The sequence below is a fragment of the Pseudoalteromonas sp. 5Ae-yellow genome (assembly GCF_014077565.1).
In the GTDB taxonomy this organism is placed as follows: Bacteria; Pseudomonadota; Gammaproteobacteria; order Enterobacterales; family Alteromonadaceae; genus Pseudoalteromonas.
This window is the reverse complement of record NZ_JACGWD010000056.1, coordinates 1-15,707: the sequence shown is the minus strand read 5'-3', so window position 1 is coordinate 15,707 and position 15,707 is coordinate 1. Positions and strand designations below refer to the sequence as shown.

General features: G+C 39.0%; 13 protein-coding genes and 1 pseudogene. 8 read left to right on the top strand and 6 right to left on the bottom strand.

The genetic code is table 11. The features are described from left to right. The first annotated feature begins 3 nt into the window (after positions 1 to 3). The 5 genes from recR to adk all read left to right on the top strand — a co-directional run bounded on the left by recR (position 4) and on the right by adk (position 6,254). Positions 4 to 612 (top strand): recombination mediator RecR, encoded by a 609-nt coding sequence (recR, locus tag H4J63_RS14535; protein ID WP_008165968.1) that lies wholly within the window; start codon positions 4 to 6, stop codon positions 610 to 612. Between the two features lie 133 nt (positions 613 to 745). Then, entirely contained in the window at positions 746 to 2,647 is a 1,902-nt protein-coding gene (locus H4J63_RS14530) for an MFS transporter (RefSeq protein ID WP_182197271.1), read from the top strand. A gap of 4 nt (positions 2,648 to 2,651) precedes the next feature. Next, positions 2,652 to 3,389, top strand: a complete 738-nt coding sequence (locus H4J63_RS14525; protein ID WP_182197269.1) for an RluA family pseudouridine synthase — start codon at positions 2,652 to 2,654, stop codon at positions 3,387 to 3,389. A gap of 118 nt (positions 3,390 to 3,507) precedes the next feature. Further along, positions 3,508 to 5,421 (top strand): molecular chaperone HtpG, encoded by a 1,914-nt coding sequence (gene htpG, locus H4J63_RS14520; RefSeq protein WP_182197267.1) that lies wholly within the window; start codon positions 3,508 to 3,510, stop codon positions 5,419 to 5,421. 188 nt (positions 5,422 to 5,609) lie between these two features. Next, positions 5,610 to 6,254 (top strand): adenylate kinase, encoded by a 645-nt coding sequence (adk, locus tag H4J63_RS14515; RefSeq protein ID WP_076924125.1) that lies wholly within the window; start codon positions 5,610 to 5,612, stop codon positions 6,252 to 6,254. 88 nt (positions 6,255 to 6,342) lie between these two features. On the opposite strand, the gene tpx is transcribed toward adk, so the two are convergent. Beyond that, the gene (gene tpx / locus H4J63_RS14510) at positions 6,343 to 6,924 is read right to left on the bottom strand and encodes a thiol peroxidase (protein WP_182197265.1); all 582 of its coding nucleotides are present in this window, start codon (positions 6,922 to 6,924) and stop codon (positions 6,343 to 6,345) included. Positions 6,925 to 7,157: 233 nt separating this feature from the next. Here tpx and H4J63_RS14505 point away from each other — a divergent pair, with 233 nt between their 5' ends. After that, the gene (locus tag H4J63_RS14505) at positions 7,158 to 8,162 is read left to right on the top strand and encodes a response regulator (RefSeq protein ID WP_010553397.1); all 1,005 of its coding nucleotides are present in this window, start codon (positions 7,158 to 7,160) and stop codon (positions 8,160 to 8,162) included. Between the two features lie 3 nt (positions 8,163 to 8,165). After that, positions 8,166 to 9,137: a diguanylate cyclase gene (locus H4J63_RS14500; protein ID WP_182197263.1), complete on the top strand. Its 972-nt coding sequence runs from the start codon at positions 8,166 to 8,168 to the stop codon at positions 9,135 to 9,137. A 115-nt stretch (positions 9,138 to 9,252) separates the two neighbouring features. Here H4J63_RS14500 and H4J63_RS14495 read toward each other — a convergent pair whose 3' ends face one another. From H4J63_RS14495 to H4J63_RS14480, 4 genes are all read right to left on the bottom strand, one after another. Further along, a complete protein-coding gene (locus tag H4J63_RS14495; RefSeq protein ID WP_182197262.1) occupies positions 9,253 to 10,767 on the bottom strand; it encodes a SpoVR family protein in 1,515 nt (504 codons plus the stop codon). 19 nt (positions 10,768 to 10,786) lie between these two features. After that, positions 10,787 to 12,070 (bottom strand): YeaH/YhbH family protein, encoded by a 1,284-nt coding sequence (locus H4J63_RS14490; protein WP_182197260.1) that lies wholly within the window; start codon positions 12,068 to 12,070, stop codon positions 10,787 to 10,789. Between the two features lie 31 nt (positions 12,071 to 12,101). Beyond that, positions 12,102 to 14,024: a PrkA family serine protein kinase gene (locus H4J63_RS14485; RefSeq protein ID WP_182197258.1), complete on the bottom strand. Its 1,923-nt coding sequence runs from the start codon at positions 14,022 to 14,024 to the stop codon at positions 12,102 to 12,104. 210 nt (positions 14,025 to 14,234) lie between these two features. Further along, positions 14,235 to 14,816: a superoxide dismutase gene (locus H4J63_RS14480; protein WP_002960323.1), complete on the bottom strand. Its 582-nt coding sequence runs from the start codon at positions 14,814 to 14,816 to the stop codon at positions 14,235 to 14,237. 266 nt (positions 14,817 to 15,082) lie between these two features. Here H4J63_RS14480 and H4J63_RS14475 point away from each other — a divergent pair, with 266 nt between their 5' ends. Next, entirely contained in the window at positions 15,083 to 15,421 is a 339-nt protein-coding gene (locus H4J63_RS14475) for a Grx4 family monothiol glutaredoxin (protein ID WP_004335359.1), read from the top strand. Between the two features lie 72 nt (positions 15,422 to 15,493). On the opposite strand, the pseudogene H4J63_RS14470 reads toward H4J63_RS14475, so the two are convergent. Further along, positions 15,494 to 15,707, bottom strand: a pseudogene (locus H4J63_RS14470) (IS4 family transposase); the annotation flags it as partial.

Below are 15,707 nucleotides of genomic sequence, written 5' to 3'. Positions count from 1 at the left end.
ATAATGCAACTTTCAGATAGTTTAAATCAGCTTATAGAAGCACTGCGCTGTCAACCGGGCATAGGTCCAAAGTCAGCGCAACGTATTGCTTTTCACTTGCTTGAGCGCGATCGAAAGGGAGGCACTCAGCTGGGCAATGCATTGACTAAAGCAATGACAGCCATAGGGCATTGTCAGTCTTGTCGTACTTTCTGCGAACAAGCTCAGTGCGATATTTGTTTAAGTACAAAACGCCAAGACAGCGGCATATTATGTGTTGTTGAATCGCCTACTGATGTTCTTGCCATTGAGCAAACGGGTCAGTACTTAGGACTATACTTTGTTTTAATGGGTCATTTATCGCCAATTGACGGTATCGGCCCTAAAGAAATTGGCTTAGACGTTTTAGAGCAAAAACTTGCTCAAGGCGGTATTAATGAGGTTATTTTAGCGACTAACCCTACCGTTGAAGGCGATACTACAGCTCATTATATTGCTCAGCTTTGTCATAAATATAAAGTAGGTGCTTCGCGTATCGCTCACGGTATTCCTGTGGGGGGCGAGCTTGATTTAGTAGATGGTAGAACGCTTATGCATGCTTTTAGCGGCAGGCGTTTAGTTACACAAGACTAACTCTAAGTCACTATTTGAAAAGATATTATAAAGGCCTACATGATAAAATTATGTAGGCTTTTTCGTTTTTAAGGTAAGCTTAAAAACAATCTAATTTATTTTTGGGCTATGTCTCTAATTAGTAAGGAATACAATGAAAGATAATCAACCCTACCAAGGTACATTACTGGGTAGTAAGCGTTTTTTACCGCTTTTTATTACGCAGTTTTTCTCAGCGATAAACGATAACGTGTATAAGCAATCAGTGCTTATTTTATTGATATTCCAGGCTGCAACGCTTGCAGATGGCGCACTTTATTCAAATATTGCTGCTGGGTTATTTATCCTACCTTTCTTTTTATTTTCAGGGATGGCGGGGCAGCTAGCTGAAAAAGCAGAAAAATCCAAACTAATCAGAATCGTAAAGCTATGTGAAATCCCTATTATGGTTGTAGGGGCTGTCTCTATTTTAACGCAGTATGTTTGGCTGATGTTAGCCACCGTATTTTTAATGGGCGTACAAAGTACGTTTTTTGGTCCATTAAAGTACTCTATTTTACCGCAGCACGTAGCCCCTAACGAATTAACAAAAGCGAATGGCTTGGTTGAATCAGGCACGTTTGTAGCAATATTAATTGGTACAATTTTTGGCACCTATTATATTACTCAATCAGTAGGGCCTACGCTTATAAGTATTGCCGTATTAGTACTGGCTGTTATGGGTTATGTGAGCAGTCGCTTTATACCCATTAGTGAGGCAAACGAGCCTAACTTAAAATTTACCTATAATATATTTTCATCCACGAAAAACGTATTTTCAGCACTTAATTCGCAAACAGAATCGGTTGGTAAATCAGTCCTCGGGATCAGTTGGTTTTGGTTAATTGGCGCAATTATTTTAACGTCCCTACCAAATTATGTAAAACACACCATGGGCGGCGATGAACTGGTTGTAACTAGTGCGCTTGTTGTGTTTTCACTAAGTATTGCTATTGGTTCATTACTGTGTGAAAAGCTTTCTCGCTCTCGAATAGAATTAGGAATTGTGCCTTTTGGCGCTATTTTAATTACCTTGTTTTTATACTTACTGAGCCAAGAGAGCGCTATTAGCTCTTATTTATCTCAAAACCTTGAATTATTGACGCTTGATCAGTTATTAAAAACAGGCGACATGTTGTGGCATTTTGTATGGATGGCAGGCATTGGTATTGGCTCTGGTTTTTATACTGTACCTCTGTATGCGCTTATTCAACAGCGTACTGAAGAGTCGAGTCGCTCACGAGTTATAGCGGCTAACAATGTATTAAATGCACTGTTTATGGTGGGCAGTGCTGTTTTAAGTATTGTAACGCTGTCTGTTTTTCAGTGGAGTATTTCAGAGTTGCTACTGTTACTTGCTGGGCTAAACTTACTTATATCTGTTTATATTTATACCAAAGTACCAGAGTTCTTTTTACGATTTATTATATATATTTTAGCTATTTGTATGTACAGAGTGCGTACAAAAGGTGAAAGTAATATTCCAGATGAAGGCGCTGCGGTTGTAGTGTGTAATCACGTGAGCTTTGTCGATTGGATGTTTATTTTAGCAGCATCACCAAGGCCTATCCGATTTATGGTATTTGCCCCTATTTATTATTCGCCAGCCCTACATTGGTTATTTAAAATGGCCAAAGCTATTCCCATTAACAGTGAAAAAACCAATCCAGAAGCGTTTAAAAAAGCGTTTGACGAAGTGGCTGCTGCGCTTAATAAAGGCGAACTTGTTGGTATTTTCCCTGAAGGAAAACTAACCAGTGACGGCTCTATCGATATTTTTCGCCGTGGAATAGAGCGTATTATTGATCGCTCACCTGTGCCCGTTATTCCTGTGCACTTAGGGGGCCTGTGGGGAAGTATGTTTAGCCGAAAAGCTAAGTGGCAACTACCACGATTAAAATGCTCTTTGGTGTCGGTTGCTGTAGGTACCCCGATTGCCGCTGACAAAGTAGTAGCAGACGATTTACGTGAAAAAGTATTGGCTTTAAAAGCGCTTCATTCAAAAGATATTGACTAATTTAATGATTAACTTAATAGATAACTCAACATCGCAAACACCTTCAGAACCACACATTATAGTTGATGACTTTGTAGCGCCTAAATGCGACGGGTTTATTGAAATATTATATCAAGATGACGATATTTTATTGATCAATAAACCCAGTGGGTTATTAAGTTTGTCTGGTAAAAACCCCCTTAACTGGGACTCAGTACATTACCGTTTAGTACATGGTCAAAAAGAGTTAACAGCCGCATTTGCTGAGGCAAAGTTACCGCATCGATTAGATTTGGGTACATCGGGCATTATGATTGTTGGATTAAACGCCAAAGCATCAAAGCATCTTAATAAACAGTTTCAGGCGCGCACTATTCAAAAGCGTTATGTAGCGATGCTTGAAGGGTGCTTAGCTGTTGATGTGGGGTCAATTACTGCGCCAATAGCAAAAGATAAACTGCTTTTTCCGCGAGTTAAAATTTGCCAAACGACGGGCAAAGTAGCGGTGAGTGAATACAGTGTGCTTGAGCGGCTTAAACAGCCGTGCAGAACCTTAGTGCAATTTACGCCCGTTACCGGACGTACCCATCAATTACGAATACACAGCCAGTTTATAGGGCATCCAATTTTAGGCTGTGATTTATATAAAAGTGCGCAAAGTGAGTACATGGCAGGACGCTTACAATTACATGCCAGCGATTTATATTTTGAACATCCAACAACAGGTGAAAAAATTCATATTAATTGTCCGCATCCATTTTAGATAAACGAGATATTCTATTTTTTCGTTTCACCTTTTTTTGATTTTTCCCTTGAAGTTCTAACACCTCACCCCATATTAAGTGCATAACGCAGACACTTTGCAAATTGGAGATATATAAATGACTGCAGCACAAAAAGAAACATTAGGCTTTCAAACAGAAGTAAAACAATTATTAAACTTAATGATTCATTCTCTTTATTCTAATAAAGAAATATTTTTACGCGAACTTGTGTCAAACGCATCAGATGCAGCAGACAAGTTACGCTTTATAGCGCTATCTCAAGGCGACCTTTACCAAGGTGATGCCGATTTACGTGTTCGTATTAGTGCTGATAAAGAAGCAAATACAATTACCATTTCTGATAATGGTATTGGTATGACACGTGATGAAGTAATAAGCTCATTGGGTACTATTGCAAAGTCGGGTACTGCTGAGTTTTTCAAAAACTTAACGGGTGATCAAAGTAAAGATTCACAATTAATTGGTCAATTTGGTGTTGGTTTTTACTCAGCATTTATTGTTGCTGATTTAGTAACTGTTCGTACACGTAAAGCCGGTGAAACAACCGCTTACGAGTGGGAATCTCAAGGTGAAGGCGAATACACGCTTCAAGAAATTGAAAAAGAAGGCCGTGGTACCGACATTATTTTACATCTTCGTGATGAAGAAAAAGAATTTGCTGACGATTACCGCTTACGTGGCATTGTTACAAAATACTCAGACCATATTTCAACACCTGTACAAATGTTTAAAGCAGAAGTACCAGAGTCTGAAGGCGAAGACGGCGAAAAAATTCCAGCAGTACCAGGTGAGTGGGAAAGCATTAACCGTGCAACTGCATTGTGGACGCGTGATAAGTCAGAGCTTTCTGATGAAGAATACAAAGAGTTTTACAAGCACGTAAGCCACGACTGGGAAGATCCACTTAGCTGGGCACATAATAAGGTTGAAGGTAAAACTGAATACACGAGCCTTTTATACATCCCTAAAAAAGCACCTTTCGATTTATGGAACCGTGAACGTCAAAGTGGCTTAAAGCTTTACGTACAACGTGTATTTGTAATGGATGATGCTGAGCAGTTCATGCCAAGCTACCTTCGTTTTGTGAAAGGTTTACTAGATTCAAACGATTTACCTCTAAACGTATCTCGTGAAATTCTACAAGACAACAAAGTAACGCAAGCTATTCGTAAAGGGTGTACATCGCGCATTATTAAAATGCTTGAGCGTATGGCTAAAAACAAAGCTGACGATTACCAAGTATTTTGGAATGAGTTTGGCCAAGTAATGAAAGAAGGCCCAGTTGAAGATGCGGCAAATAAAGAAGCCGTATGTAAGCTACTACGTTTTTCGTCTACTCATACTGATTCAGAAACGCAAGATGTGTCGCTTGAGCAATATGTTGAGCGTATGAACGAAGGCCAAGACAAAATTTACTATGTAGTAGCTGATACATTTACTTCTGCGAAAAATTCTCCTCATTTAGAGATTTTCCGCAAAAAAGGGATTGAAGTATTGTTACTAAGTGACCGTGTTGACGAGTGGATGATGAGCCACTTAACTGAATTTGCTGATAAGCAACTACAGTCAATCACACGTGGTGATTTAGATTTAGGTAAGCTGGACGACGAAGAGACTAAAAAAGCGCAAGAAGAGTCTGAAAAAGAGATGGCTGGCCTTGTTGAGCGTATTAAAACAGCACTAGGTGATGACGTTAAAGAAGTACGCTTTACGCACCGCTTAACAGATTCTCCAGCGTGTGTTGTAAGCGACGACAACGATATGAGCTCACAAATGCAAAAGCTAATGGAGTCTGTAGGTCAAGCAGCCCCAGAAGCAAAACCTGTGTTTGAGCTAAACCCAGAGCACCAACTTGTTAAGCATTTAAATGACGAACAAGATGAAGATAAGTTTTCACAGTGGTCACATGTTTTATTAGACCAAGCATTACTTGCAGAACGCGGTACACTTAAAGATCCAACAGGATTCGTTACTCGCTTAAACAAGCTAATGCTTGAACTAAGTAAGTAGTTAACTACTTATTTAGTTAATAAAAGTATAAATTATATACTTTAAATAAAAGGGAACGTATGTTCCCTTTTTTAATGCGCTGTAAATACATCAACAACTCATCAATTAGTATAAGTTGCTTGAGTATCGGCGGCGCTTGTGGAAGAATTCAGGCTTTAAAATAAATATCCATACTAGGGGACAATAATATGCGCATTATTCTTTTGGGCGCGCCGGGTGCAGGTAAAGGTACTCAAGCTCAGTTTTTAATGGACAAATACGGTATTCCACAAATTTCTACTGGCGATATGTTACGTGCGGCAATTAAAGAAGGCACGCCACTGGGTCTAGAAGCAAAAAAAGTAATGGATGCTGGTCAACTAATTTCTGACGATATTATTATTGGTTTAGTTAAAGAGCGTATTACTAAAGCGGATTGTGAGAAAGGTTTTTTACTTGATGGCTTCCCGCGTACAATCCCACAAGCGGATGCAATGAAAGAAAATGGCGTAGTGGTTGATCACGTTATTGAATTTGACGTGGCTGATGAAGTCATTGTTGAGCGTATGGGCGGACGTCGCGTTCATCCTGGTTCTGGTCGTGTTTACCACGTTGTTTATAATCCACCAAAAGTGGAAGGTAAAGACAACGAAACTGGTGAAGACTTAATTGTTCGCGCTGATGATACTGAAGAAACAGTACGTAAACGTTTAGGTATTTACCACGAGCAAACTATGCCATTGGTTGATTACTACCAAGCAGAAGCTGCTGCTGGTAATACTCAATACCACAAACTAGATGGTACACAAGCTGTTGAAGCTGTTAGTTCACAACTTGGTGAGCTTTTAGGTTAATTATAAAAGCACATTAAAAAACCGCCAATTGGCGGTTTTTTGTTTTAAGGCTGTTTAGCATTGCTTAATCAATGCTATTTAATCGGCTTTACAGCGTTTCAAGTTTCTCAATTACGCTGTTGTATTCTGGTTCAGTTGAAAGGCTACTAACTAACTGTTTATAAATGACGTTATGGCTTTCATCTAAAATAAAGACTGTTCGCGTTAGTAAGCCCATATCTTTAATAATCAATCCGTATTTCTGACCAAAATCACGCCAAACAGAATCTGATAACGTAGTGATTTTATCGATATTTTCAGCTTTGCAAAAACGCTTTTGAGCAAATGGTAAATCAGCACTAATTGTTAGCATAACTACACTTGGGAATTGTGAGGCTACTTTTTCATTGAAATGCTTAGTTTGCAGGCTACAAATGCCGGTATCTAGGCTGGGTACTACACTTATTAATACAGCTTGGCCTTTATAATCCTCAAGTGTCACTGGAATAAAGTTGTCATCAACAACTTTAAAGTTTGGCGCACTATCTCCAATTGAGATACCTTGACCTAATAAAGTGACTGGTTTGCCTTGTGCGGATACTTTTCCTGCATCAAGCGTGTTTTCTGGATAGTCGGCTGCAATAGCCACAGAACAAAATGCACTCAAAGCAAAGGCAAGTGAACGTAACATAAGGTATTTCCTTTTAAATTAACGCAATGGGCGTCAGTGTATTATACTGGGCTTTAGTTACCAAGTGATTAAACCTGCTTAATAGAGTGGGTATTAGCTCTGAAATATAAAAATTGTAACTATGCTAAACTTTGATTAACATGAAGTTACAAAAGATATCTTCAATAATAAAAATAAAAACCATCATAAAATGATTTTAATGCTCATTACTGGTTTAGAAACAGAGAGATAATATGTCAACATCGGTATTAATATGTGATGACTCGAAATTAGCTAGGCGTCAGCTAGCTCGCTCATTACCTGAAGATTGGGACATTAAAGTTGAATTTGCACTTGACGGCGTTGATTGTATAAAGCAAATAAAGTTAATTGAACCAGAGATACTTTTTCTCGATTTAAACATGCCAGAAATGGACGGTTATGAAGTTTTAATCGCTATGAAAGAACAGGGGCTTAATATTCTCACTGTTGTTGTCTCTGGTGATATACAACCAAGTGCACACCAAAGAGTGCTTGAGCTTGGTGCTATCGATTTTATTCAAAAACCATGTTCTCCCGAAAAACTAGCCAGCATAATTGAACACCATGGGATTAAAGATAAAGCCATGCGTGAGCGTCTCTCTCATTCGCTAGGAGAGCAAGTCGACCCTGATGTTCGGGATATATACCAAGAGCTAACTAACGTTGCTATGGGGCAGGCTGGGGATTTACTTGCACGTCTGCTTAATGTGTTTGTAAAGCTTCCAATTCCGAATGTAAATATTTTAGAAGTTAACGAACTCGATATGGCGCTACGCTCTATTGATAATAACGCTGCTACATCGGGTGTGTGCCAAGGCTTTATTGGCGGTGGCATTTCGGGCGAGGCACTATTACTTTTAAATGATTCAAGCTTTAAAGAAATAGCTTCATTGATGAATTATGACGGCGAGTTAAACGACAAAGTTGAACTTGAACTGCTTATGGATATTAGTAATATTTTGATAGGTGCCATTTTAACGGGTCTTTCAAAGCAGCTTGATATGTCATTTAGCCAAGGACACCCCATAGTACTTGGTCAGCACAGAGACGTGTCTGAGTTAGTTAAATCAAATAAGTCACGTTGGCAGCGGACGCTTGCTATAGAGATTAGTTACGGTATTGAAAACCATGATATAAATTGCGATCTCATGTTGTTATTTACTGAAGATTCACTTAAAACTTTGAAGTATAAAGTTGCTTACCTATTAGAAGATTAAGTTATGGCTGCTGATTTAGAAATGAATGAGATCCATTGGTTTATGGATATGTTTAATACCGTAGATGTAGGTCTTGTGGTACTTAATAGAGACTACAAGGTGTGTGTATGGAATGGCTTTATGGAAAACCATTCAGGGCTTCTACCAAGCGCAGTAAAAGATAAAGACCTATTTGACTTATTTCCAGCAATAGACGAAAAATGGTTTAGAAGTAAATCAGAGTCGGTTTTTGTTTTAAAAAACCGCTCTTTTACTATTTGGGAGCAACAGCCTTATATTTTCAGGTTTAAAAATTATAGACCGATTACCGGTAAAGCTGATTACATGTACCAAAATGCGACCTTTATTCCACTTACTAATACAGTAGGAGAAGTGAGCCATATTTGTATTATTTTGTACGATGTGACCGATGTTGCGGTAAATAAAAAAGAGCTTGAAGAGTTAAACAAAAAATTAGAACAAGTTAGTCAAACAGATAGTTTAACGCAGCTTGCAAATCGTGGACATTGGGAAGGTACGCTACGCCAAGAGTTTTTAAGAGTTAAGCGAAATGGTGGCTGTAGTACATTATTAATGTTTGATATTGATCACTTTAAAAAAATAAATGATGAATACGGGCATAGTTGCGGCGATGAAGCGCTCCGTCATCTATCAAACTTATTACGTACTACACTGCGTGAAACAGATATAGCTGGCCGTTACGGTGGTGAAGAGTTTGTAGTAACTTTACTTGATACAGATAAAGAGGGGGCGACTATATTTGCTGAACGTTTAAGAGTACATATAGAGTCAAATCCAGTTAAGTATAAACATTTTGAAATAAAAATGACGGTGAGCATCGGCTTTGCTGGCAATAGTAATGATTTTAAAAATCATGAGCGTTGGATAGAAGCTGCCGATAAAGCGTTATATCACTCAAAAAATACAGGCCGAAACAGAGTAACAGCCTATACAGATATAAAAACTGACGCTTAAGCGTCAGTTTTTATATCTAGAATTTAAGATTAAATAATACTACGTTTGTATATTCTGCTAAGGTAATCCAATCAGTATGAAAACCAATCAATATTAAAAGCTTTATTGTTCCTTACTATTGTGTTGTATGACGAGAGTCATCGACTGGGCATTGGCCAATTATAGAAGCCTCACCACACTTTGACTCTTGCTCTAGTTTTACTTTAAAGCCCCATAATCTGTAAAGATGCTTAAGTACTTCCTCGTGCGAGTTTGCTAAAGGAATGTTGTTATGAGGTACGTAGCGTAGGGTTAGTGAACGGTCACCTCTAATATCAACGTCATATACTTGAATGTTGGGTTCATGATTACTCAAGTTGTACTGCGCTGAGAGCGCTTCTCTTACAGCTTTATAGCCGTTGTCGTTATGTATTGCGCCAATTTCTAAATGGGGATTATTAGTATGGTCAATAATAGTAAATAATTTAAAATCACGAATTAATTTAGGCGATAAAAACTGGCTAATAAAACTCTCATCTTTAAAGTTTTCCATTGCAAAATGCAGTGTATCTAGCCAATTACTGCCTGCATATTCAGGAAACCAGCGTTTATCTTCTTCAGTTGGGTGCTCACATATTCTGCGAATATCAACCATCATATTAAAGCCTAAAGCATATGGGTTAATGCCTGAATAATACTTACTGTTATAAGGTGGCTGATAAACTACGTTGGTGTGGCTTTGTAAAAGCTCTAACATAAACGAGTCGGTGAGTTTTCCCTCATCATATAAGTGATTAAGGATGGTGTAATGCCAAAAAGTTGCCCAACCTTCATTCATTACTTGAGTTTGTTTTTGTGGGTAAAAGTATTGCGAAATTTTACGAACAATACGTATCACTTCACGTTGCCAAGAGTCGAGTAATGGGGCGTTTTTTTCAATGAAATACAAAATATTTTCTTGGGGTTCAGAAGGAAAATGGCGTACTTTCTTTTTGGTTTCTTGCTGTTGCTCAGGAATAGTCCGCCATAATTCATTTACTTGCGATTGAAGGTAGTCTTCACGCTCTTGTTGACGTTTTTGTTCTTCAAATAACGATATTTGTTGTGGACGTTTGTAGCGATCGACTCCGTAATTCATTAATGCATGACATGAGTCGAGAAGGGCTTCTACTTGTGTAATACCATGCTTTTCTTCACAGCGGCTTATGTAGTTTTTAGCAAATACCAAGTAATCAATAATTGAGCCAGCATCGGTCCAGGTTTTAAATAAGTAATTACCTTTAAAAAATGAGTTATGTCCGTAACATGCATGTGCCATTACAAGCGCTTGCATAGGTAGGGTGTTTTCTTCCATTAAGTACGCAATACAAGGGTCCGAATTTATCACTATTTCGTAAGCGAGACCCATTTGTCCGCGCTTATAATTTTGCTCTGTTTGAATGAACTTTTTACCGTAAGACCAATGGCTGTAACCAATAGGCATGCCAACGCTTGAGTAAGCATCCATCATCTGCTCTGCGGTTATCACTTCAATTTGATTAGGGTATGTGTCTAACTTGTAGTGAGCTGCAACACGGGCAATTTCACTTTGGTACTCATCTAATAAATCAAAGGTCCAATCTGGGCCATCACTCATTCGTTTATCATTCATAATGCTACCTCGCTTTAGGCTATGCAGAGTTTTGCTGTTGACGACCTTTTTTAAATAGCTCCCTAAAAATTGGGTAAATATCTTCAACGCTTTGAATATGCTGTATGGCGAAATTATTATGGCTGTGTGTTATAGATTCATATTCGCGCCATAGGCTTTGATGAGCACGAGTGGTTATTTCAATATAAGCAAAATAACGTACTGCGCTTAAGAGCTTATTACGTAATATTTCACCACACTGCGGGGTGTCGTCCGCCCAGTTATCGCCATCAGAGGCTTGTGCGGCGTATACATTCCACTCATTTGCGTGATAACGCTCTTTTATTATTTCGTTCATTAATTTAAGAGCGCTCGAAACAATAGTGCCGCCAGTTTCTTGGGAGTAAAAAAACTCTTGTTCGTCAACTTCTTTAGCCTGTGTGTGGTGGCGAATATAAACAACTTCTATGTCTTTATAACTGCGCGTTAAAAATTGATAGAGCAAAATATAAAAACGCTTTGCCATGTCTTTTGTTGGCTGATCCATTGAGCCTGACACATCCATAATACAAAACATCACGGCTTTGCTGGTGGGGTGAGGGCGCTTTTCGTAATTACGAAAACGTAAATCGTAGTTATCAATAAACGGAACCGACTTAATTTGCACTTTTAATGCTGCAATTTCTTTTTGTAATAAAGCAATTGCCGCTTTATCGCTATGTTGCTCATCAAGCAACGCATCAAGTTGTTTTTCAAGCTCTTTTAAACGGCGTTTTTTACCTGCACTCATTGCCACACGGCGGGCAAGCGAGCCTTGAAGAGAGCGGACAATGTCAATATTACTTGGCATGCCGTCGCTACAAAAACCTGCGCGATGGGTTTTCATTTGCACTAACTTATCAAGCTGGTTCTCTTGTAAGTTAGGAAGTTCTAGATCTTCAAACAGTAAATCAAGGTATTCATCTTTTGATATTGAAAATACAAACTCATCTTGTCCCTCGCCCGAATCGCTGGCGTCACCTTCACCGGCACCACCGCCTTGTCCGCCTTTAGGGCGCTCAATTTTATCACCTGTAGAAAACTGATCGTTACCCGGGTGAATTTGTTCTCTATTCCCGCCTTGCCCTTGATGAAATGTAGGTTCGCTGATATCGCGTTGTGGAATAGAAATACTCTCACCAGAGCTTGAATCGGTAACGCTGCGTTTGTTAATCGCATCTGAAACCGCTTCTTTAATTTGTTTTTTATAGCGCCTAATAAAGCGCTGGCGATTAAGCGTACTTTTATTTTTTCCGTTTAAACGCCTATCTATAAAATGCGCCATATTGACCTCCTATATACTACGACTATGAAGGTTATTGCGATTTTCTAACCCGTAAATACCACTCAGAAAGCAAGCGAACTTGTTTTTGTGTATAGCCTTTTTCGACCATACGGTTCACAAAGTCTTCGTGCTTTTGCTGATCCTCTGCAGACGTTTTAGTATTAAACGAAATAACAGGGAGTAAATCTTCGGTATTAGAGAACATTTTTTTCTCAATCACCGTGCGTAGTTTTTCGTAGCTTGTCCATAGTGGGTTTTTCCCGTTGTTGTGTGCGCGGGCACGCAGTACAAAGTTCACTATTTCATTACGAAAATCTTTAGGATTAGAAATACCCGCTGGCTTTTCTATTTTTTCAAGTTCAGCGTTTAGCGCTGCGCGGTCAAATAGCTGTCCTGTATCGGGGTCGCGATATTCTTGGTCTTGTATCCAAAAATCTGCATAAATAACATAACGGTCAAAAATATTTTGTCCATATTCCGAATACGATTCTAAATAAGCGGTTTGCAGTTCTTTACCTATAAACTCGACATATTGTGGAATTAAATAGCCTTTTAAAAAGCTTAAATAACGCTCTTCTATTTCACTTGAAAATTGCTCGCGCTCTATCTGTTGCTCAAGTACATAGAACAAATGCACCGGATTTGCAGCAACCTCAGTGGTATCAAAGTTAAACACACGGGACAAAATTTTAAACGCAAAGCGGGTAGAGAGCCCCGTCATACCTTCATCAACACCTGCGTAATCACGATACTCTTGATACGATTTTGCTTTAGGGTCGGTGTCTTTTAGGGTCTCGCCATCGTATACCCGCATTTTAGAATAGATACTTGAATTTTCTGGCTCTTTTAAACGTGATAGCGTCGTAAATTGCGCCAATGTTTTAAGTGTACCCGGTGCACATGGCGCGTTGTATAGCTCGCTGTGCTCAAGTAATTTGTCGTAAATTTTAATTTCTTCAGTTACACGTAAGCAATAAGGGACTTTTACAATATAAACACGGTCTAAAAATGCTTCGTTGTTTTTATTGTTTTTAAAGGTTTGCCACTCAGACTCATTCGAGTGAGCGAGGATCATGCCATTAAAGGGCAGGGCACTAATGCCTTCTGTGCCGTTATAGTTACCTTCTTGGGTTGCGGTAAGTAAAGGATGCAGCACTTTAATAGGCGCTTTAAACATTTCTACAAATTCCATCAGCCCTTGGTTAGCTAAACATAAGGAGCCAGAGTAGGCGTATGCATCAGGATCGTTTTGGGCAAAGTGCTCAAGCTGGCGAATATCGACCTTACCAACCAGTGCTGAAATATCTTGGTTGTTTTCATCTCCTGGTTCGGTTTTGGCAATGCCTATTTGGTTTAAAATAGAAGGGTAGCGTTTAACCACTCTAAACTGGCTAATATCACCATTGAACTCTTTTAAGCGTTTGCCAGCCCAAGGCGACATAATGGTTTTTAAGTAGCGCGGTTTAATACCGTATTCTTTCTTAAGTACGTCAGCGTCCTCTATTGGGTCAAATAATGCAAGAGGATGGTCGTTTACCGGTGAGCCTTTAATTGAATAAATAGGCACTTGTTGCATTAAATATTTTAGTTTTTCAGCAATGGATGATTTACCCCCACCAACAGGTCCAAGTAAATAAAGCACTTGTTTGCATTCTTCAAGCCCTTGGGCGGCGTGTTTTAAATAAGAGACTATTTGCTCAATGGCGTCTTCCATACCATAAAAATCAGCAAAGGCAGGGTAGCGCGCAACTACTCTATTAGAAAATAACCGGCTTAGTCGTGCATCCGTTGCGGTATCTACCATGTTTGGTTCGCCAATTGCCATGAGTAGGCGTTCTGGTGCGCTGGCGTAGGCAGACTTATCGGTTTTACAAATCTCAAGAAATTCAGCGATACTGTATTCTTCTTCCTGTGCCGCTTCGTATCGTGCTTGGTAATGCTCAAAAATCGTCATAATAACCTCCGAAACCCGCTGTAAAAAGGTGCTTACCTTTTAAAGTCTAGTCACGAATCTGTATTTTTGTGCAATAAAATTAAAAATTTAAGTGAAAAAAGATCATGTTACTAAAAGTGTTTTATTAAATGATGAGGCGCTTGGGTGTGATAAATAAGAAACAAAAAAAGACGCCTAAGCGTCTTTTTTACATTAGCGTTTAAAGGCTAATTAAGCGAAGTTAGCGTTCGCGAATTCCCAGTTAACAAGCGACCAAAAACCTTTAAGGTAATCTGGACGAACGTTACGGTAATCAATGTAGTAAGCGTGTTCCCATAAATCCACTGTAAGGATTGGAGTAACGCCATCATCAGTTAATGGTGTAGCAGCGTTAGATGTATTAACGATGTCTAGTGAACCATCAGCAAGCTTAACTAACCACGTCCAGCTTGAACCAAAGTTATTTACTGCTTTGTCATTTAATGCATCTTTAAACGCATCAAAAGAACCCCATTTAGCGTTGATTGCATCAGCAACTGCGCCAGTAGGCTCGCCGCCGCCGTTTGGAGATAAGCTGTTCCAGTAAAAAGTATGGTTCCAGATTTGTGCTGCGTTGTTAAATACGCCGCCTTCTGATGAACATACGATCTCTTCTAGAGATTTGTTTTCAAACTCAGTACCAGGGATTAAACCATTAAGCTTAACCACGTATGTGTTGTGGTGTTTACCATGGTGAAACTCTAGCGTTTCTTTTGAAATATGTGGCTCAAGTGCGTCGATTGCATATGGTAGTGACGGTAGTTCAAATGCCATTTTTTTATCTCCATCTTCTTTGGTTGATAGTCCATTTGGTAATACGTAATGCCTGTTGAAACAGAGCAGTTACCTATACCAAGCGGTAATATAGTGTTACTATAATTGTTGAGTATTTTACTCAAGTTTAAGCAAACAGCAATGCTATTGCGAAAGACTATTTCAATTGCGGCTTTATTTGCCCATTTTAAGTTATATATTTGTGGTCACGATGAGTTATTTTCAAGACCTAAATATATTTAGCTATCGTTACTTTGAGGTTGTAGATGGAAACCATTGATAAAATTAAACAGCAAATTTCAGAAAACCCAATAATCCTTTTCATGAAAGGGTCACCAAAATTACCAAATTGTGGTTTTTCTTCACAAGCATCGCAAGCGTTAATGTCATGTGGTGAACCATTTGCATACGTTGATATTTTACTTAATCCAGACATTCGTGCTGAGCTTCCAGCATACGCAAATTGGCCAACATTCCCGCAATTATGGGTAGATGGCGAATTAGTTGGTGGTTGTGACATTATTATCGAAATGTTTCAACGCGGTGAATTACAGCCGTTAATTACAGAAACTGCTGCTAAATATAAAGAAGCTGACGCAGAGTAATTTTATTACTCAACCTGCTATCAGGTTATTAAGCTCTTTAAGCACAAAGCCACTTTTTAAGCTGTCTCTTGATCACAAGTCTGACTCAAGAGATTTTGCTAAATCGTAGCCTTCCAGGATGGCTTGTAACTTAAGCCATCCTTGCCATAACACTTTCAAAGATGCACGCCCTGTGCGCTTGGTATCTTTCCAGCCTCCTAACTTTGCCAGTTCCTGATACGCCCATGACATATTTGGAGCAGTTTCAGGCAATGGTGTTTTTATTCTCTTTAACCACAATAACTTC

Excerpts from the sequence above, each read along its gene's own strand:
- recR (WP_008165968.1), top strand. The coding sequence starts at position 4 with ATGCAACTTTCAGATAGTTTAAATCAGCTTATAGAAGCACTGCGCTGT.
- H4J63_RS14530 (WP_182197271.1), top strand. The coding sequence starts at position 746 with ATGAAAGATAATCAACCCTACCAAGGTACATTACTGGGTAGTAAGCGT.
- H4J63_RS14525 (WP_182197269.1), top strand. The coding sequence starts at position 2,652 with ATGATTAACTTAATAGATAACTCAACATCGCAAACACCTTCAGAACCA.
- htpG (WP_182197267.1), top strand. The coding sequence starts at position 3,508 with ATGACTGCAGCACAAAAAGAAACATTAGGCTTTCAAACAGAAGTAAAA.
- adk (WP_076924125.1), top strand. The coding sequence starts at position 5,610 with ATGCGCATTATTCTTTTGGGCGCGCCGGGTGCAGGTAAAGGTACTCAA.
- tpx (WP_182197265.1), bottom strand. The coding sequence starts at position 6,924 with ATGTTACGTTCACTTGCCTTTGCTTTGAGTGCATTTTGTTCTGTGGCT.
- H4J63_RS14505 (WP_010553397.1), top strand. The coding sequence starts at position 7,158 with ATGTCAACATCGGTATTAATATGTGATGACTCGAAATTAGCTAGGCGT.
- H4J63_RS14500 (WP_182197263.1), top strand. The coding sequence starts at position 8,166 with ATGGCTGCTGATTTAGAAATGAATGAGATCCATTGGTTTATGGATATG.
- H4J63_RS14495 (WP_182197262.1), bottom strand. The coding sequence starts at position 10,767 with ATGAATGATAAACGAATGAGTGATGGCCCAGATTGGACCTTTGATTTA.
- H4J63_RS14490 (WP_182197260.1), bottom strand. The coding sequence starts at position 12,070 with ATGGCGCATTTTATAGATAGGCGTTTAAACGGAAAAAATAAAAGTACG.
- H4J63_RS14485 (WP_182197258.1), bottom strand. The coding sequence starts at position 14,024 with ATGACGATTTTTGAGCATTACCAAGCACGATACGAAGCGGCACAGGAA.
- H4J63_RS14480 (WP_002960323.1), bottom strand. The coding sequence starts at position 14,816 with ATGGCATTTGAACTACCGTCACTACCATATGCAATCGACGCACTTGAG.
- H4J63_RS14475 (WP_004335359.1), top strand. The coding sequence starts at position 15,083 with ATGGAAACCATTGATAAAATTAAACAGCAAATTTCAGAAAACCCAATA.